Source organism: Pseudomonas frederiksbergensis (assembly GCF_003732705.1).
GTDB lineage: Bacteria > Pseudomonadota > Gammaproteobacteria > Pseudomonadales > Pseudomonadaceae > Aquipseudomonas > Aquipseudomonas frederiksbergensis_F.
The window spans coordinates 38,365-58,254 of record NZ_MOBR01000018.1 but is presented as its reverse complement, the minus strand read 5'-3'; the positions used below and the strand labels follow the sequence as shown (position 1 = coordinate 58,254).

The following is a 19,890-nucleotide window of genomic DNA, read 5'->3' as shown; positions in this document are numbered from 1 at the left end:
TTTACCGCACCTCTTTTATAAAGTGATTATCAATAAGCCATTGCACGTTAACTCTCTCGGAAAGAGCTGGCAGAATTTGCGTTCCGCCACCTGGCTCATTGAATGCAGGGGCAATTTTTCCCTGAATTACAGGCAAAGGTTTAAGTACTTCATATTCGTAGTACCCCCCAGCCTTTGAGCCGGGCGCTAATGCCCTTTGATCAAATGGAGTGCCTTTGGGTGACAGAAATGAACCATCGGGCCCACCATAGCGGTCCAGCTTGGTGCCAACTGGTAACGTATTTTTAACAGGATCTTCAGCGAATCCCAAGTTTTTCGGCCATTCCCACCCTCCGTCGGTTTTCTTAAACTGATCGTAGTAAGAAAATCCTCCAGCTTCATTATCGGCTATAGCACCAATTGAGCCTGGACTCTTCGCAGTGCTGCCTTTTGCACCCCCGGCAACGTCTTCGATACCTTTCCCAGCAACCGAGGACAACCCTCCGTCGATCGCCAAACCAATCCCAATACCCGCCGCCGTCGCTGCCGCTTCGTTAGCCCTGACAACGTCAGCACCGTTACCTTGCATCGTGTGCAGGGTGTCCAAATAGCCTTTGAGTTGGAATTCCTCCGGCCAGCCTTTCACCGAATTGAGGGCGGCTTCCATATCCTCAATTGCGCAGCTCGGACAGTTAGCGGCGCCCATTGCCCAGAGCGCAGACTTGGAGCCCGAACTGGCAAAGCCCTCCATCACAGCCGCGAATCCTTCTGCGCTTCCCTTACCTTTTGCGTTGAGGACTTCAGCTCGATATTTAGGGTCGTGGTGGTATTGGTAAGGATCAATCAGTTCGATGCTGTCAACCAACGCCTTGACCGAGACCCTGTCTTTGAACAGTTCTTTAAGTCCTAATCGTTCATTGTTGTAGTCAGCCAGACTGACCTTGAACAGTCCTGTATTTTGAGATTTAGATACTTCCGCACGCAGGAAACCAGCCGCATCTATGGTCTTTCCGTCTGCCTCGTCGAATGCAGCATTCCATCCCCTATCCACCATCGCTGCGGCTGTGCGCAACAATTCGGTACGAGCCTGATCTGCAGTAATGCCCCTTTCAGTGGCATAGCGATTTACGCGTTCATCATCAGAGGCGAACTTGATTTCGTCCGGATGCAGTTGTCGATTGTATGCAGTCGCATCTTTGGCAATATCAATACCCGTCTGGAGATCTCCCCCTACCACTCCAGCAGCAGTCAGCCCAACCAGTTGGGATGCAGCCAGTTGGAGCTTGGGATCGCCTTTGACTAAGGTCGAAAGACTATTGCTCAGTGCTTCATTGGCACCAGCAGCGGTTGCTCCGGTAATAAATCCTTTGCCTGCTGCTTCACTGAGCATGCCGCCAACCAAGGCATGCAAAGCTATTTTTTGAAGACTACCGTCGTCCCACTTTTGTAGTTTTGCGTAATCCCCAACCGCGTTAAAGGCGATGCCTCTCAGGACACCCTGCGCCTGTTCGCTCAGGACAGAACGTAGATTCTCACCAAGGCTTCCGCCGGATACGAGAGTACTAGCTCCAGCTTGAAAAACTCCTTGAGCGCTGGAATAGGCAGCAAACTTGCCGATTCCTTCCAGGCTGCTCAGGTCGAAACCGTGAGTAACTTTATTGACGTTGTCGCCAGTAACGCCAAACGTTCCATCTAGATAAGCGGATGTAAATCCGGCGGTCGCGGCTCCGACAGCATAATTCTTCAAGCTGTCTTTCGATGTCAGATCTTTTAAAACCGCGCCAACATTACCTCGGTTATTGATCGTGCTCACCGCAGCGGAACTCGCCATCGATGTCAGCACACTAGAGACCATAACGTTGCCAAAGCCCGCGGCGACTGTGGAAGAAACGCCAGCTACCGTCACTGTTCCGGCAGCAGCCATCGCTGTCCCCGAACCCGCTGCAGCACTAGCAGCTGCTCCTACCGCCGCACTCGCCGCCCCCGCCGTCAGTACCGTAACAATGATAATGATCGCCAGCATCGCGCCCTGACCCAGGCTGGAGTTGCTGTATTTAAACGACTCGTGGGTTTCCTTGATCAGTTTCCAATCCACATCCCCGCGCTTCTCTGCGTCTTTGAGCCACGCCAGATCCGGATCGGCCTTGACCATCGCGTCGATGGCTTCGCCCACGGTCTTCTGGTCGATCTGTTTGACATCGATGTGCAGGCCATCCACGGCTTTGATCGCCAGGTTGCCCTTGGCGGTGAGTACGCTCTGGCGCAGGGTTTCATCCGTGTTGCCTTTACCCTTGGCGCTGGTCCAGGCCATGTCACTGTTGCTCTTCTCGTGACTCTCCTGATGCAGGTCCTTCACCCCCTCAAACGTAATCCCCCCACCACTCTCCAACGTGATATCCGCACCACTATCAAGCTTCGCCACCTGATACCGCTGATCCCCACCACTCACCAGCGTCAGATCCCCCCCAGCAGTAATTTCGCTACCAATGTTCTTCACATCGGTCACTTCATCACGCTTGGTTTTCTTCGCGCCGAAAGAGCCCTTTTTCTTCTTGTCGTACAGCGAATAATCGCTGTCTTGCGCCGCGAGGATGTCGAGGTTGTTGCCCGCCACCAGGTAGGCTTCGTCGCCGGCGGTGATGCGGCTGGAGATCACGGCGAGGTCTTTGCCGGCGTCGAGTTTGACGCTGCCGCCCGCCGTGATGCCTGACATGACCTGCCTGACGTGGTCTTCCTGCACCGTCAGTTTTTTGCTTTTGGACAGGGAGTGTTCCTCGTCCGCGGCGGTGCCGATGGTCAGGTTTTCCGTGGCAGCCATGCTGATGTCGCGCTTGGCGTCGATCTGGCTGGCGATGACGTTGATGTCGCGCCCGGCCTGGGCTGACAGGTCGCGGCCGGCGGTGACGGTGCTGCCGAACTGGGTGATGTCGCTGTTGGTGTGTTTGCTGTCCAGGACCACGCTGTTGCTGAGTTGAGTGGGGACGATGTTGACGTCGCGCCCGGCCTTGAGGGTCAGGTCGCGGCCGCTTTGCAGCACGCTGCCGAGGTTGTTGATGTCGCGCCCGGCCGAGGCGCTCATGTCGTTGGCGGCTTCGATGCGGGCGGCGTTGTCGGCAAATTCGGAGTGGCGCTGGCCAGCGAGGTTGTTGTCCTGGGAGGTCATGGTGCGTTCGTTGACGATGTCGCCATTGATCGCGGTGAGGTTCACGTCTCGGCCTTTGATGATGCCGCCGGCCTTGTTGACGATGTCGTTGCCGGCCAGCAGGTCGAGGCGATTGCCTGCTTCGATCAGGCCGCTGTTCACAATGTCGTTGCCGGCCTGGGCCGACAGGTTATTGGTGGCGCGCAGGGTGCCGACGTTGTCGAGGTTTTGGCCGGCGATCAGGCTGACGTCTTTACCGGCAATCAGGGCACCGTTCGGTCCGAGGCGATTGTCGGCCTGGGCCAGGTACAGCACCGGCACCAGGACTTTTTCGCCATTCACTTCGTGTTCTTCGAGCCAGACGATGTCGTGGGTCAGCGCCGCGACTTGCTGCGACGTGAGGGTCACGCCCACCGCCAGATTGAGCGCGTCCTTGCTGGCGATGGCGTTGTTCATCAGGTACTTGAACTGATCCTGGTTAGAGGTCTGTCCATCGATGAACGCCTGGCCGGTGCGAGCGGTGACGGCTTGCTGGATGAGGCGTTGTTCGTACAGGCCATCGCCCAGGCGCTTGGCGGCGATATCGGGGTCGTAGCCGAGGCCCGCGAGCAGGTAATCCGAACTCATGAATTGCTTGAGGTCGGTGAGTACCGGGTTGGTTTCGATCAGGTATTTGTTGCTATTGGGTTGGGCGCTTGAGCTCGGGACGCCTTGAACCCGGGTGAGGGTTTGCGCGGCGGCCGGGGCGACCTGGGTGATCGCTGGCGAGGTGACGGCCTGCACGGCGTTTTGCCCGGGAAGCACGACCACACCGGGTTGAACCGGCATGTTGACCGGGGCCGTACCTGTTTGCACACCGACGACATTCGGCGCGGTCGCGGCGCCTGTTTGCACTGCGACGACTTGAGGCGCAGCGGTCACGCCGGTCTGCACGCTGGTGACAGCCGCCACTGCGGTCGAGCCGCCGGCCGGGGTGATGCCCGTTTTGACCTGGGCAATGTGATCAACCGCAGTGACACCGGTTTCGCCAATCACGTTACCGATGGCGCCCACACCGGCCTGGACACCGACCACATTACCGACGGTGGTCTTACCCGTGGTATCCGCCTGATGCCCGGGAACCGGGAACGCACCGCTGCCGGAATCGGCGGGCGCAGAGGTGTCGAAGGTCGAAGCGTTGGCGCTCACCGCCAGGCCTTGGCGGGTGGCGGTGGCCAGTTGACGGGTGGCCGTGGATACCTGACCGACCGCGCCGATCTGGATGTCACGCGCCTGAGTGTCCGGGACGACTTGTTCGCGTTGGGCCACCGAGACGCTGGCGCCGGCGACGGTCCAATTTTGTGGGGCGGTGCTGACCTGAGTGGCCTGGGCGTTGTTGCCCGATTGTCCGCTCAGACGGAACAAGCCGTTTTGGCCGGTCGGCAGGCTGAAGCCCGGGAGGCTCAACGGGTTGACTTGTTGTTGGGCGAGGTCGGGAGGCAACTGGGCGTTGATCCGCACCACCGTCGTGCCACCCGATCCCGAGGACCGCGTGTTTTGTACTTTGTTGGTCCCGCCACCGACGGTGTAGTCGTGATGAATGACGCTGTTTTGCAGATCTTCAGTCGCGGTGATCGAGACGTTACCGCCCGCCTGGATGACAGCGCTGCGCCCGGCATTGGCGGTGCCGTTCTGGGAGACTTCCTGGTCGTCGATCTTTCTCAGACCTTCGATTGCAGACGGCAGGGCAACCAGGTTGCCTGGGTCGTAGAGCGATACGGGGGTTGTGCCCCATTGATAGCCGACCAGGGTGTTCGGATAGCGGTAGCTGCCTACGGCTACGCCGTTTGCATCCTTGATGCCGATGTACTTGAAATCCTCATGCTCGCCTTTGCCGCCGCCTTGTCTGAAGATCGCCGAATAAGGAGTGCCGAGAAGCAGAGCACCCGATGCGTCCTTGTAATAAACCTTCGGGAACTCCGGGTTGTTGCGCTGGTTGTACGCGTCGACGAGCGGCAGGAAGTAACGGATGACGTTGTCGCCGAAGGCTTCCTGCTCCGATCCGCCCTGTTTATAAACCCGGGTGCGTTCCACGAGACCGCTCACGGCACCAATGTTCTTCACGTTATCGGCTTGAATGGAGATGTTGCCCACAGCAGCAATCGTGCTTTTGCTGTTCAGGAAGTTGCCGCCGTTGAAGACGAAATCACCGCCGGCCATCAACTGAGCAGAGGCTGTGTTGTCGCTGTCCTCCCCGGCGTTGTAGGTCTCACGGACGATGTAGTTGACTTCATAGCGGTCGCCGGTGCAGTCGAAGCACTGCACGGCAATGGAGCCCTTGACCAGCGTGCGGCCCACGCCAAAGTTCTGCACACCATCGGAACCTTCGGTGCGGTTTTCAAACGCAGCCGCGTTGATTGCGAAGCGGCCTCCGCTCTCCATGGAGCCGGAGATGTTCGACACCTGCCCTGCCTGCGCCGAACCATAGCCATTGATGCTGACGTTGCGCAGGCCGTAGAGATCGCCCTTGTTGTTAGTGAAATTCGCCACGTTCAGCTGCATGTCGGTGCCGCTGAAAATCAGGCCCTGACTGTTGAGCAGTGTCGGCGTGGTCAAGGTCAGGTTCTGCGCAGCGCCCAACGTCCCGAAGTTAGCCATGCCGCCGGCGTTCACCGTCAGGTCGGCCGCTGACGTCAATCGACCATAGTTGGTCAACTGCCCGCCCACGCTGATGCTCGAGCTACCGCCACCGGCAATGCTCGCGGCGTTGCTCAGATTGAGTTGCGCAGCGCCGACGCTCAGATTACCGAGACTGGTCATCCGGCCGTTGGCGGAGTACGTCCCGCCAATGTTCAGGTTCAACGTGCCGTCACTGGCAATCAGCCCATCGTTGCTCCAATTACCGCCCGTGCCCACGAACGCACTGGAGGCCAGCAGTTGCCCGCTGGCGGTCTGGCTGAAGTTGTTGACGTTGACGGTCAGGCGTCCGGCCTGGATGACGCTGCTGTTGGTCCAACTGTCGGCGTTGAGGGTCAGGCCGCCACGGGTGACGAGGCTGCCGCCGGCGTTGGTGACGTTGGCGGTGGAGATGCCGAGGTTGCCGGTGCCGACGTGCAACAGGCTGCCGCCCGTGTTGAGGAAGCTGCCGACGTTGAAGTTGAGGTCGCTGTTGGCGCTTTCGAGCACGCCGCTGCGGTTGTCAAAGACGCCACCGATGTTGAACTGAGTCGCGCCAGTCTGACCCAGAGCGCGCAGTTTGCCGGTCTGGTTGTCGACGCTGGACGCGCTGACGCCCAGGGTGCCGTCACTTTCGATAATGCCGAGGCGGTTGTTCAGTGCGCCGCTCAGGCTGAGGTCAATCTGCCCGCCGGCAATCTGTCCGCCGCTGTTATCGAAACCATTGGCAGTGACGCCGACCCGGCCTTTGGCATAGAGACCGCCGTTGCGGTTGTCGAAATTGGAAGTGGTGACCAGCACATCGCCGGTGCGTGCCGAGACGCGACCACCGTAATTGTCGAAACCGGCGAGCGCCGTGAGGTTCAGGCGTTGGGCCTGGATGACGCCGCCCTGGCGATTGAGGTCGTAACCGTTTTTCAGGACACCGGTCACACGTGCGGTGAAGGCGCCTTGCAGGCTGGACAACACACCGCCACGGCTGTCGAGCGTGGCTGCATTGATACCCAGATCGCCGCCCTGGGCGATGATCCGGCCGTTCTGGTTATCGATGTCGCCGGTGACGTTGACGCTCAATGCGCCCTGGCTTTGCAGCGCCCCATTGGCGTTGGAAAGGCTGCCTGCCTGCAATTGAACGTCGGCGTTCTGGCTGTAGATAAGGCCATCGGCGTTGTTGAGAACCGCTCCGCCGGCGGTGAGAACCAGGCTGTTGCTGGCGGCGACGGTGCCACGGTTGCGGTTGTCGAGACTGCCAGTGTTCAGGGTCATCAGGCCCTGGCTGACCAGTTGCCCGCCCTGGTTGCTGATCTGGCTGCTGCGACGCAACAGCAACGCGCCAGCGCTGGCGAGTTTGCCGTTGGTGTTGGTCAGAGCGCCCAGCAAGTCGAGTGTCACGGCGCCCTTGCTGCTCAAGTTGCCGCCGCTGTTATCCAGCGTGCTGCCCACCAGGCTGAAATCCTGCTGCGCAGTCATGTTGCCTGCTGCGTTGTTCAGCGAACCGGCCTGGACGGTGAGAGCGGCGCCGCTGTCGATCAGGCCGTTCTGACTGTTGTCCAGCACGCCGCTGATATTCAACGTCTGACCCGCACCACTGGACAGAATGCCGCCCCGGTTATCGACGCTAAGGGCGCTGATATTCAACGCCTTCTGGCTGACCAGCGCCCCGCCATTACCATTGAGCAACGTGCCGCTGAGGCTGGCCGAGACATCGCCATTGCGACTGGAGAGCGTGCCATTGTTGCGGTTGTCGAGAGCGCCGCCATTGACGCTCAAGCCTTGCCAACCGGACAGCAACCCGTTCTGGTTGAGCAGCGTGTTGGCGTTGAGAGTCAGCAGGTTGTTGCTGATCAGTTTGCCGTTGCTGTTATCGAGGTTGCCGCCGGCCAGGGTGAAGCTCTGACTGCTGGAGATTTCTCCGCCCTGGTTGTTCAGGTCCTTCAAACGGTTGAGGCTCAACGGTCCCTTGGCGATGATCAGGCCATTGCGGTTATTCAGGTCGGCGCCGTTCATATCCAGCGTCAACCCGGCGTCACCGAGCAAACGTCCACCGGTTTGGGTCAGCGCATTCAGCGCGAGGCCCATATCCCCGTGCGCGGAGACTTCACCACCGTTACTGGAATCCAGACTGGCGGCGGTGAGGTTCAAAGTGCCCTGGCTGTTGATCAACCCCTTGGCGGTGTTGTTCAGCGTACCGGTGTTTACCGTCAGCGCATTCTTGCCCAGCAGTTGCCCTGCCTGGTTGTCGAGATTGGCCGCAGTCACCTTGAGTGCCTGCGCCGCGTTGATCAGCCCATCATCCCGGTTCGTCAGCAGGCCATTGGTGGTCAGTTCCAGATCACCGCGACTGGTCAACGTGCCGCCCGTGTTGTCCAGGGTATCGGTGCTGGCGTCGATGCGTGCGGCGGCGATCAAGCCTTTGACGTTGTTCAACGCCTGGGCGATGCGCAGCGTCAAATCCTGATTGCTCAGCACCTTGCCGCCACTGTTGTCGAGGCGTTGGGCGGCCAGGGTAAACGCCTGGGCGCTGGAGATTTCGCCGCCCTGGTTCAAGACGCCATTGATGTTTTTCAGCAGCAACGCACCGGGGGCGTTGATCAAACCGCCCTGGTTGTTCAACTGACCGTTGTTCATATCGAGGGTCAGCGCGGTGTTACTGAACAGCTTGCCGTTCTGTTGATCCAGTCCGTTGACGCTGGCAACCAGTGCCTTGCTGCTGCCGATGCTGCCGGCGTCTCGGTTGGTCAATTGCGCGGCCGTCAGATCGAGCCTGTCGCCGGTGCTGACACGGCCCGATTGGCTGTTATCGAAATCACCCGTGCGAATCGATAGCGCGCCTTTGCTGCTGATGCTGCCTTGCGCGCGGTTGTCGAGGCTGGCGCTGCGCAGATCCAGCGCGCCGTCGGTGATCAGTTCGCCGCCCTGGTTGTTCAGGGCGCCGACGCTGTCGAGGGTCAGCAGGCCGGCACTGGAAACGCTGCCGCCGTTGTTGCCCAGGCTGCCGACGCGCAAGCCCAAAGTGTCTTCGCTGCTGATCAGGCCCTGGCTGTTATCGAGGGCGCCGCTCAAGTTGATGTCGATGCCTTTGAGGCCGACCAGCGAGCCGCCGCTGTTATTCAACGAGGTGCCGATCACGTTCAACCCGGACTTGCCGGACAGCAGTCCGTTGTTTCGGTTGGTGATCTGCGCGACGTTGAGCGTCAGGGCTTTTTGCGCCAGGAGTTTGCCGTTGTCGCTGTTGTTCAGTTGCTGGCCGGTCAACGTGATCGCGTCTTGGCTGGACAGTTCGCCGCCACGGTTATCGATGTTGCCGACATGGATGTTCAGCGCGTTGGTTGAACCCACAAGGCCGTCCTGCCGGTTATCCAGCGTGTCGCCGGTCAGCGTCAGGGAGCCTTGGGCGATCAGTTGCCCGCCCTGTTGTTGCAGGCTGCCGATCTGCGCGGTGAGGTTTTTCTTGCTGGAAATCTGACCCAGGCTGTTGTCCGCCGTGGCGGCCGTGAGCAGCAGGTCACCGTCGGCGATCAGCGTGCCTTTGTGGTTGGTCAGTGCGCCATCGACGCTCAGGTTGAGTCCGTCGCGGCTGCTGAGCAGACCCTCGGTGTTGTCCAGGCTGGCGCTGGTAATGTCCAGACTCGCGGCAGAAACCGCGCCCTTTAGGTTGTTGAATACTTGGGCGACGCGCAGCGTCAGGCCTTGATTGCTGAGCAGCTTGCCGCCGCTGTTGTCGAGGTTTTGTGCGGCCAGGGTGAAGGCTTGGCCGCTGGAGATTTCGCCGTTCTGGTTGGCGACGCCGTTGAGGTTTTTCAGCACCAGGGCGCCAGGGGCGTTGATCAAACCACCCTGATTATTCAACTGGCCGTGATTCAGATCGAGGGACAGCGCGGTGTTGCTGAACATCTCGCCGGCTTGTTGATCCAGCCCGGTGACACTGGCATTCAGCGCCATGGCACTGGCAATCCGTCCGGTGTTCTGGTTGGTCACCTGGCCTGCGGTCAGATTCAGGGTATTGCTGCTGGTCAACCGACCGCCCTGACTGTTATCGAAAGCGCCGGTGTCAACGCGCGTGGCACCCTTGCCGGTCAACTGGCCGTGGCTGCGGTTATCGAGGCTGGCGCTGCGGACATTGAGCTGCGCGTCAGTGGTGATTGAGCCGCCCTGATTTCGCAATGCACCGACGGTGGTGAGGTTGAGCGCGTTGGCGCTGGACAGGCTGCCGGAGGCATTGTCCAGAGAGTCCGCGTTGACGGTCAGTGCCGCCTCGCTGTTGAGCAGCCCCGCGCTGTTGTCCAGCGCACCGGTCAAGGCCAGCGTCAGGCCGTTCTGGCTAGAGAGCGTGCCGTGACTGTTGTCCAGGCTCACGCCTTGGAGTTGCAGCGTGTCACCAAACAACAGGCCCTTGGTCTGGTTGAGCAGACGATCAACCGTCAATGTCAGCGCCGTACCGGCCAACACCTTGCCGCCGTCGCTGTTGTTGAGTTGTTGGCTGGTGACCGCGACATCCACTTGACTGGACATTTCACCGGCGCGGTTATCGATGTCGGCAACATTGAGTTTCAGCGCTTTTGTCGCACCTACCAGACCGCCCGCACGGTTATCCAGCTGAGTGCCCGTCAGGGTCAGGTTGCCCTGGGCGACGAGTTCGCCACCTTGCTGGCTAAGGTTGTCGATAGTGGCGGTCAAATCGCCCTGGCCGGCGATCCGACCGGCGTCGTTGAACACGTTGCCCAACTGCAGTTGCATCAGGCCCACAGCGCTGAGAAGACCGCTCTGGTTGTCCAGAATTTGACCGGTCAAGGCCAGGCCTGCTTTAGCACTGACCACGCCTCGCTGACGGTTATCGAGGTGGTCGATGAACAGCTGCATATCGTGGTCGGCACGGATCAAGCCGCCACGGTTATCGGTGGTGGTATTGCGCAGGGTCAGCAGATGCTGCGAGGACACGCGACCGCCACGGTTATCCAGGCTCAGTGACTTGAGGTCGATCAGGCCTTTGGCTTGCACGCTGCCGCCGCTCTGGTTATCCAGGTTGCCGCTGAGCGTGATACCCAGATCACCATCGGTGACCACCACGCCGGATTGACGGTTATCCAGACTCGCGGCCTGGAGCACGATGCCGTTTGCAGCACCCAGCGTACCCGCCTGGTTATCGATGGCGCCGGTGACGGTCATGTTCAGGCGTTGATCGGCCGTGACATGACCGCTCGCGTTAGCCAGGCTCGCCGCCGTCAACGTGGAATTGCCCGCCGCGGATAACTCACCGTTCTGGTTCGAGAGCTTGCCACTGGCATGCACAGTCAGGTCAGCGTCGCTGCTGACACTGCCGTTGTCGTTGTTCAGTTCTGCGGCGCTCAGGTCCACGCCTGTGCCGGACACCAGCCCCTTGATGTTGGTCAGCAGTTGGTCGATACGCACGATCAGCGCTTTGTCGCTGATCACCGAACCGTCGGTGTTCTGCAACGTATTGGCGGTGAGGGTGAATCCGTGTGCGCTGGAAACTTCACCATTCTGGTTGTTGACGATGTTGAGGTTTTTCAGCAGCAGTTGACCGGGTGCCGTGATCAGGCCGTTCTGGTTGTTGAGCACGCCGTTGCTGAGGTCGAGGCTGACATCGCTGTCACCGTACAGGCGCCCGTCGTTGAACTGATCAAGACCGGTAACGGTAGCCGTCAGGGCCATGGCACTGGCGATGCGACCGGCATCGCTGTTGTTGACCTGACCGGCCGTGAGTTGCAGCGCGCCGGTACTGGTCAGGCTGCCGCTTTGCCGATTGTCGAACGCGCCGGTTTTCAGCGTAACGCCTTTGCCCGCGATGCGACCCTTTTGGCTGTTGTCGAGGCTGGCGCTGGTCAGGGTCAGGCTGGCATCGGAGAGCAATTTGCCGCCCTGATTGTTCAGGACGCCGGCGCTGGTGAGGCTGAAAAGGCCCACGCTGCTGATGCTGCCGGCACTGTTGTTGACTTGATCAGCATTCAATTGAAGGGCGCCGGTACTGCTCAGCCGTCCATCTTGCTGGTTGTCGAAGGCGCCAGTCTTGACCACCACATTGCTGCCGGCGATGCGACCCTTCTGGCTGTTATCCAGGCTGGCGCTGGTGACGTTGAGCCCGGCGTTCGACAGCACTTGGCCGCCCTGATTGATCAGGGCGCCGGTGACGGTCAGTACCGAATCGCCCGAACTCGCGATGCTGCCAGCGCTGTTGTTGAGCTGCTGCGCGTTCAGTTGAAGCACGCCGGTGCTGGTCAGCCGCCCGCCTTGCTGGTTGTCGAAAACGCCGGCGCTCAGCGCAACGCCTTTGCCGGAGATTACGCCCCGGATGTTAGACAGTTGCTGGTCGATGCGCACGATCAGCGCCTTGTCGCTGATCACCGAACCGTCGGTGTTCTGCAACGTGTTGGCGGCTAGGGTGAAACCGTTGGCGCTGGAAATCTTGCCGTTCTGGTTGTTGACGATGTTGAGGTTTTTCAACAGCAACTGGCCGGGGGCCGTGATTAAACCGTTCTGGTTGTTGAGTACGCCGTTGCTCAAGTCGAGGCTGACATCACTGTTGCTGTAAAGCTGCCCATCGTTGAACTGATCAAGACCGGTGACGGTCGCGGTCAGGGCCATGGCACTGGCGATGCGACCGGCCGCACTGTTATTGACTTGACCGGCGGTGAGTTGCAGCGCAGCGGTACTGCTCAGGCTGCCGCTTTGCTGGTTGTCGAAGGCACCCGTATTGACCTTCACGCCGTTGGCAGCGATGCGGCCCTTTTGGCTGTTGTCCAGGCTGGCGCTGGTGAGCGTCAGAGCGGCGTCCGACAACAATTCACCGCCCTGATTGACGATGGAATCGGTGATGGTCAACGCCGAATCACCCGAACTGGCAATACGACCAGCGTTGTTGTTGACCTGCCGGGCGTTCAATTGAAGCACGCCGGTACTGGTCAGCCGCCCGCCTTGCTGGTTGTCGAAAACGCCGGCGCTCAGCGCAACGCCTTTGCCGGAGATTACGCCCCGGATGTTGGACAGTTGCTGGTCGATGCGCACGATCAGCGCCTTGTCGCTGATCACCGAACCGTCGGTGTTCTGCAACGTATTGGCCGCGAGGGTGAAGCCGTTGGCGCTGGAAATCTTGCCGTTCTGGTTGTTGACGATGTTGAGGTTTTTCAGCAGCAGTTGGCCGGGGGCCGTGATCAAACCGTTCTGGTTGTTGAGCACACCGTTGCTGAGGTCGAGGCTGACATCGCTGTTGCTGTAAAGCTGTCCATCGTTGGTCTGATCAAGACCGGTGACGGTCGCGGTCAATGCCATTGCGCTGGCGATGCGACCCGCCGTGCTGTTGTTGACTTGGCCAGCCGTGAGTTGCAGCGCGCCGGTACTGGTCAGGCTGCCGCTTTGCTGGTTGTCGAAGGCGCCGGTGTTTACCGCAACACCTTTGCCGGCGATGCGACCTTTTTGGCTGTTGTCGAGGCTGGCGCTGGTCAGCGTCAGGCTGGCGTCGGAGAGCAATTCACCGCCCTGATTGACGATGGCGCCGGTTGTGGTCAGCGCCGAATCGCCGGAACTGGCGAGGCTGCCGTTGCTGTTGAAGAGTTGACCGGCATTCACTTGAAGAGCGCCGGTACTGCTCAGGCGCCCGCCTTGTCGGTTGTCGAACGTACCGGTTTTGACCACCACACCGTTACCGGTGACGCGCCCCTTTTGGCTGTTATCCAGGCTGGCGCTGGTGACATTCAGCCCGGCGTTCGACAGCACTTCACCGCCCTGATTGATCAGGGCGCCGGTGACGGTCAGTACCGAATCACCCGAACTCGCGATGCTGCCAGCGCTGTTAATGACTTGGCCGGCATTCAGTTGAAGCGCGCCACTACTGGTCAGCCGCCCGCCTTGCTGGTTGTCGAAAACACCGGCGCTCAGCTCAACGCCTTTGCCGGAGATTACGCCCCGGATGTTGGACAGTTGCTGGTCGATGCGCACGATCAGCGCCTTGTCGCTGATCACCGAACCGTCGGTGTTCTGCAACGTATTGGCCGCGAGGGTGAAGCCGTTGGCGCTGGAAATCTTGCCGTTCTGGTTATTAACGATGTTGAGGTTTTTCAACAGCAACTGGCCGGGGGCCGTGATCAAACCGTTCTGGTTGTTGAGTACGCCGTTGCTCAGGTCGAGGCTGACATCGCTGTTGCTGTACAGCTGCCCATCGTTGGACTGATCAAGACCGGTGACGGTGGCCGTCAGGGCCATGGCACTGGCGATGCGACCCGCCGCACTGTTGTTGACTTGACCGGCCGTGAGCTGAAGTACGCCGGTACTGCTCAGGCTGCCATTTTGTTGGTTGTCGAAAGCGCCGGTTTTCAGCGTAACGCCTTTGCCGGCGATTCGACCTTTTTGGCTGTTGTCGAGGCTAGCGCTGGTCAGGGTCAGGCTGGCATCGGACAGCACTTCGCCACCCTGATTGACCAGAGCCCCGGCGGTGGTCAGTGTCGATGCAGCGGCGCTGGTGACGCTGCCGCCATTATTGGCGAGGCTGGCGGCACGCAGGTTCAGGGACCCGTCGCTGCGCAGCACGCCCTGATTATTGTTCAGCGCGTTGGTGACGTTGAGATCCAGGTTGCGCTTGGCATAGACGCTGCCGACGCCGTCGTTGGTCAATTGGCCGACGTTCAGCCGCACGTCGCGCTGTCCGGAGATCGCTCCTTTGTTCTGATTGTTCAAACCGTCGAAGGTCAGCGTGACGTCGCCATTGGCCAGCAAACGACCATTGCCGCTGTTGTTCGCCTGACTGCCGCTGGCGGACAGATCGCTCAGGCTGGAGATTTCGCCATTGCGGTTGTCCAGATTCCCGGCGCTGAGCAACAGGTTGCCACTGGCGCTAAAGATGCCCAGTTGATTGAGCAATTGCCCGGAGGTCTGAACCGTCAACGCACCGGTGCTGGAGACCTTGCCCTGCTGGCTGTTATCCAGATACCCGGCGCTGACAGAAAGATTGCCGGTGCTCGAAACCAGACCACTTTGAGCGTTCAACAACTGATCGGCGCTGACGCCGAGGCTGCCTTGGCCCAACACCCGGCCCGAGCGGTTATCCAGGGTTGCCGCCGTCACTTGAGTACGGGACTGACTATTGAGGGTGCCGCCCTGGTTGTTCAATGTCTGCGTGACGTTGGCTTGTAATGAACGGCTCGCGTTGATGCTGCCGCTGTTGCGCAGGTTTTGCGCGTTGATCGTTACATCGCCATTGGCATTGCGGCTGTTATCGGCGTTGACTCCGGCTTCGATGACGCCGGTATTGGTCAACTGACCGCCGCTGTTCAGGCTGATGGCATCCCGTGCCGCGACGCTCTGCCGGGTGTTGATATCCCCCGACGTGTTCACCGAAAGCGCAGTGCCGGCGTAGACCGGCCCGGCAGCATCGAGGCTGGCGGCTTTGGCGTTGACCGCGCCACTGGCCGAGGTCTGCACCATGCTCAGATGACCGTTGGCGTCGATCTGAATATCCCCGGCGCTGGCCGCCAGGTTGCCGGCCAGTTTCACCCCGACACCGGCCTCGGTGCCCACCAGTTTGATCGCGCCGGCATACATGCCGCCCAGCGCCGAACTGTCGATGGCAATAGCGGGTTTGCTGCTGCCATCATCGGCACGGGCGGTGGCGCTCAGGCTCTGTGCATCGACGTCGTTGCGACCGGCCACGATCGTCAGTTGCCTGGCGTTGATCTGGGCGTTGATCTGCGCCGCGCGGGTGATGATTTCAAACTGATCGACGTTGTCGGCATTCAGCCCTGCGCCTTCCACCGAAACGCTGCCGCCATCGACCTGAAAGTGATCGACACGACCGTTATCCAGCACCGGCTTACCGGTGGTCAGGGTCACCCGCGGGGTGTTGATAAACCCGCAACCGTTGCAGCTGATGCCATACGGGTTGGCGACGATGACACGGGCCGACTGCCCCGCCACTTCGGTGTAGCCCCGGAGCTGACTGGCGTTGGCGCCGACCACTTCGTTAAGGATGGTGCTGGCGGCGCTGCCGTTGAAGTTCGGGTTGCCGACGATGATTCCGCCCAGTTGGGTGCTCTGGGTGCGGTTGGTGGCGTTGTTGAGGATCACGCCTTCGGTGCCGACGTTGTATTGCTGGTATTGGTTATGCGACAGGCCGGCGGCATTGGGCCTGGCGATGTTGACGATCGGCACGCCGTTGCCCGCCTGGCTGAGACCGGTCGCCGGATTGGCTACCACAATCCCTTCGGCCTGGGCCCACATCGGCTGCCAGAACATGACGTTGGCCAACAGGAACGCCAACCCGCGCTTGGGCATGCCCCAGAAGTGCTCGCGGGTTTTCACGACCGCAGAAGGCTGGCGCGCGAGGAAGGCGTAGTGGCGAACGTCCATGTCGAAGGTCTCGAAAAAGCGTAATTAGAGAAAGAAATCCAGGCGGAAATAGATCGGCGCTTCGCGCTCGGTCAGTGCATCGGGGCGTTCCAGGGAGTGGGCAAACGTCACGCTGGCGGCCATGTGCTGACCACGGGCGAACAGCTCCACCGAGTTGCTGGACAAACGTCCGTGCTGATCGCCGTTGTAGCGATTGGCGCTGATCACGCCCTGGTCGTAACCGAGGCTGGTGCCGTATTCGGCGAACACCGGGCGCAACCATTCGAGGTTGACCGGACGGCTCCAGCGCAGGTCATTGCGCCAATAGCCGCCGCTGTCGCCGGACAAGGATTGATCCTTGTAGCCACGCAACGACGACAGCCCGCCGAGGCTGGTGCGCTGCGGGCTGAACAACACGTCTTCGCTATGCTGGCCGGTCATCAGGCTGCTGAAACTGAACGACTCGCCCCACACCTTGAACGGTTGCAGGTAACTCACCGTGGCGGTGTATTTGCGGTAGCGTGCGTCCGGCTCGCCGGGGCCTGGATGCCCGTTGCCCTGGGCGTCCAGCAGGCCGATGCCTTGCTGCATACCCAGGTCAAGGTTGACGAACGCACCGCCGATCCGCCGACCGTGGTTAAAGCCGAACTGCGCTTCACTGATGCGATTGCTGCTCAGCGCCAACTTGCTGTCTTCGATGAAATTGTTGGTGCGCAGGTACGACAGACCGGTGCTGAGGGAGGTCTTGCTCACGGCATCGCGATGAATCACCCGTTCGACGCGCAACTGATGGTTTTGGCTGTCGCCGGTCTGCTTGAAGTTGAAACCATTCGCCTGTGCCTGCGAGCGGTACTCGCTCTGGCTGTAGGTGTAGGTGAAGTTCCACCAGCCCCAGGGCAGGTTGTAATTGAGCAGCGCGTTATGGGAGGTGTGCTGGTGATCGCTCATCGCATCGTGACCGCCGCGCAGGTTTAGCTGATCCGCCAAACCCAGTGGGCTATCCCAATCAAACGTGGTGCCCCACTGCTGTTCGCCAGTGCTGCGCTGGCCTTCGTTGCTGCGGGACAAGCCGGCACGCCAGGGCGTTTGCGGGGTGTTCTTGACCAGCACTTCGCTACCACCGACGGCTTTGCCCGGCGCCAATTCCATCTGTGCCTGATTCGATGGCAAGCGGTTCAGTTGATCGACCATCTGCTCGATTTCACGCAGATTGACCAGCTCCCCGGTCTTGCCAGGAAACGCCATGCCCAGCTCACGGTCCGACAACTTGCTGCCTTCGGCGCCCTTCAACCCCTCAAGCTTGCCCTCGACCACCAACACCTTCAGATGGCCGGTGTACAAGTCCTGCTGCGGCAAGTACGCGCGGCTGGTGACCAGGCCTTTTTCGATGTAGTGATCGGTGATGACCTTGAGCAATTCGTTGAGCTGGGTGACACCCAGGCACTGGTCGATAAACGGCTTGAGCAGGCGATTTTTCTCGCCGTCCGAAAGACTGTCGGCACCGCTGAGTTCGATGTCCTTGATGGGAAAGCAACGGGTATCGACAGGCGCCTGCGGTTGCGCGGGTTCGGCAGCCTTGCCGGGCAATTCCTTGAGTTCCTCGAGACGACGACGTTGCTCGTCGAGGAGCCGATCCTGACGATCGCGGATCAGGTCGGTGTCACCGGGAGTGGGGGCGGCGTGAGCCGTATTTAGGGGAGAAAGGCACAGCAAAGCCAAGCACAACCTCGCCACAAGGGCGGGTGGGTACATGTTCGATCCCTCGAAATCAGGAGTAATAGCAAAATAGTGGCGCGATACTATATAGCCACTATTCTGGCGTCAATTAATGGCTGATGCCGCCAACAAAAGGCGACGAACGGTAGTGCTTGCAACGATCACTTAAGCGTTTGGCCTTGGTAACACCGGGTGAACTTTCATCACTGCATAGCCTCAACCGATTAACCGCTCGACACGGAAACCGAGGCCTGACTCATGAAAACCCTGCTGAAAATAATTCTCGCCGCCACCCTTGCCTGCGCCCTCCCCGCTTGGGCTTGCACGCCCGAAGAAGCCACCGCCAAGCGCGAGCAACTGGCCCAGGAAGTGACCAAGCTCACGCAACAGAATCCGAAGAAGGCCAAGGAGATTAACGATGAGTTGCAGAAGATGGATCTGGGCACGGCCAGTGCCGATCTGCCGGACAAGTGCCAGTTGATTGATCAGCGGTTGAAGGAGTTGGATACGGCGGGGAAGAAGGCTGAGGGTTAAGAGCAAAGTCAAAGGATCGCAGCCTTCGGCAGCTCCTACAGGAATTGTGTAAGACCGAGATTCCCGTACGAGCGGCCACAGGCTGAGATCTTTTGATCTGGAATTTGCACTAGTGCATTTAATTATTTGCACAAACGCATATACACACCTAAGGTTACCTCGAGTTCGGATCGGAGCAGCCATCAAACATGGCAAAACGCATACACCGATCGCTCGGCAACACCGCTACACACCCACAAGCTGGACGCTTGTTTTCACTCATGGAGGATTGAAAAATGTTAACCACTGAAGCAACACGGTTCACCGGCGAAACACTGCCAAGGTGCCTGGCAAGTCATCTGCTCGACCCGCATCTGGTCGAGGTCGAATCGGCTGCACCCCTCAGCGCACTGGCCGCTGGCAGTCTCAACTTCACGATGCAACAGCAAACCCAGACCAACTGGTGCTGGGCGGCGGCTTCCGCCTCGGTCGGCAACTATTACGGCACCGGGTCCTGGACCCAATGCGGTGTGGCCACTGCTGCGCTGGACCGCAACTGCTGCAATCAGCCGGGGCCGTGCAACGTGTATGGCTATCTGGATACCGCCCTGCGGATCACCCGCAGTTTCAACGGGATGAATCAGGGTTCGCTGCAGATGTCGGCGATCCAGAACCAGATCAACATGGGCCGACCGGTCTGCCTGCGTTGCGCCTGGTACGGCGGCGGTGCGCACTTCCTGGCGATCTATGGCACCAACGGCAACTACGTGCTGGTCGCGGATTCCATCTACGGTTACTCGACCCGCGCGTTGAACTCGTTCCCCGGTTCGTACAACGGCGGCGGCAATTGGACCAACACTTATTTCACCGTGAAAAACTAGGAGGGCGACATCATGCAACTGACTTATCCAAAGGCGCCTTCCAACGGCGTGCAAACCTTGCGTCCGGCGCTGCAAGCGGCACTGCAAACCCAAGGCTTCGGCATCAATCGCCAGTTCGCCAACGCCACGCCCGGCAAGATCAGCCTCAGCGAGGCCTACCGTGGTTACTCGCTCAGCCTGGAGGACTTGAACCAGGGCAAAGGCCTGAAAGACGCCAAGATTGGCGATTGGCATTACCTGGTGTTTTCCGATGGTGTGACGATTGCCGATGCACAATTGGCCGACGTGCGTGGTCATGTCGAGTTCTCCTCGCTGAACCACGGGGCCATGGCGGCCGCCACGGTGGGTGCGTTGAAACTGGCGGAACAGTCGCCGCAACTGCAGGGCAAAACCGTTGAACTGCGAGTGTTGTTTGTCTCGGCCATTCACCTGGTTGCGATCTGGCTGCATGCGGACGGTGAAGACGTGCTGATCCCGATTGAGCCGACCCCCAAGGAATTGGCGGTCACTCAGCTGTACAGCGAAGCGGCCCTGCTCGCCTTGCTGAAACCGGCGGCGAATCAGGCCAAGCAACGCTTTGATGCCGACACCAGTGGGCTGTTGGGGAGCTGACAAACCCTGGACGTAAAAAAACCCGGACACTGTCCGGGTTTTTTATTGGGTCGCTAC

Annotated in this window: 5 protein-coding genes; 3 read left to right on the top strand and 2 right to left on the bottom strand. The window is 59.9% G+C overall.

What is annotated here, in order from left to right; all coding sequences use genetic code 11:
* Position 1: 1 nt before the first annotated feature.
* Together BK667_RS20040 and BK667_RS20035 are read right to left on the bottom strand one after the other, a co-directional pair.
* On the bottom strand, positions 2-16,132 hold the full coding sequence (locus BK667_RS20040) for a two-partner secretion domain-containing protein (RefSeq protein ID WP_123598662.1): 16,131 nt from the start codon (positions 16,130-16,132) through the stop codon (positions 2-4).
* A 24-nt stretch (positions 16,133-16,156) separates the two neighbouring features.
* Positions 16,157-17,863 carry a ShlB/FhaC/HecB family hemolysin secretion/activation protein gene (locus BK667_RS20035; protein WP_123598661.1) on the bottom strand — a complete coding sequence of 569 codons (1,707 nt, stop codon included), beginning with the start codon at positions 17,861-17,863 and terminating at the stop codon, positions 16,157-16,159.
* Between the two features lie 222 nt (positions 17,864-18,085).
* Between BK667_RS20035 and BK667_RS20030 the strand changes: the two genes are divergently transcribed.
* The 3 genes from BK667_RS20030 to BK667_RS20020 all read left to right on the top strand — a co-directional run bounded on the left by BK667_RS20030 (position 18,086) and on the right by BK667_RS20020 (position 19,833).
* Positions 18,086-18,361 (top strand): hypothetical protein, encoded by a 276-nt coding sequence (locus BK667_RS20030; protein ID WP_123598660.1) that lies wholly within the window; start codon positions 18,086-18,088, stop codon positions 18,359-18,361.
* A 275-nt stretch (positions 18,362-18,636) separates the two neighbouring features.
* Entirely contained in the window at positions 18,637-19,221 is a 585-nt protein-coding gene (locus tag BK667_RS20025) for a papain-like cysteine protease family protein (RefSeq protein ID WP_123511506.1), read from the top strand.
* 12 nt (positions 19,222-19,233) lie between these two features.
* Positions 19,234-19,833, top strand: a complete 600-nt coding sequence (locus BK667_RS20020) for a hypothetical protein (RefSeq protein ID WP_123598659.1) — start codon at positions 19,234-19,236, stop codon at positions 19,831-19,833.
* The last annotated feature ends 57 nt before the right edge of the window (positions 19,834-19,890 follow it).

Excerpts from the sequence above, each read along its gene's own strand:
- BK667_RS20025 (WP_123511506.1), top strand. The coding sequence starts at position 18,637 with ATGTTAACCACTGAAGCAACACGGTTCACCGGCGAAACACTGCCAAGG.
- BK667_RS20035 (WP_123598661.1), bottom strand. The coding sequence starts at position 17,863 with ATGTACCCACCCGCCCTTGTGGCGAGGTTGTGCTTGGCTTTGCTGTGC.
- BK667_RS20040 (WP_123598662.1), bottom strand. The coding sequence starts at position 16,132 with ATGGACGTTCGCCACTACGCCTTCCTCGCGCGCCAGCCTTCTGCGGTC.
- BK667_RS20020 (WP_123598659.1), top strand. The coding sequence starts at position 19,234 with ATGCAACTGACTTATCCAAAGGCGCCTTCCAACGGCGTGCAAACCTTG.
- BK667_RS20030 (WP_123598660.1), top strand. The coding sequence starts at position 18,086 with ATGAAAACCCTGCTGAAAATAATTCTCGCCGCCACCCTTGCCTGCGCC.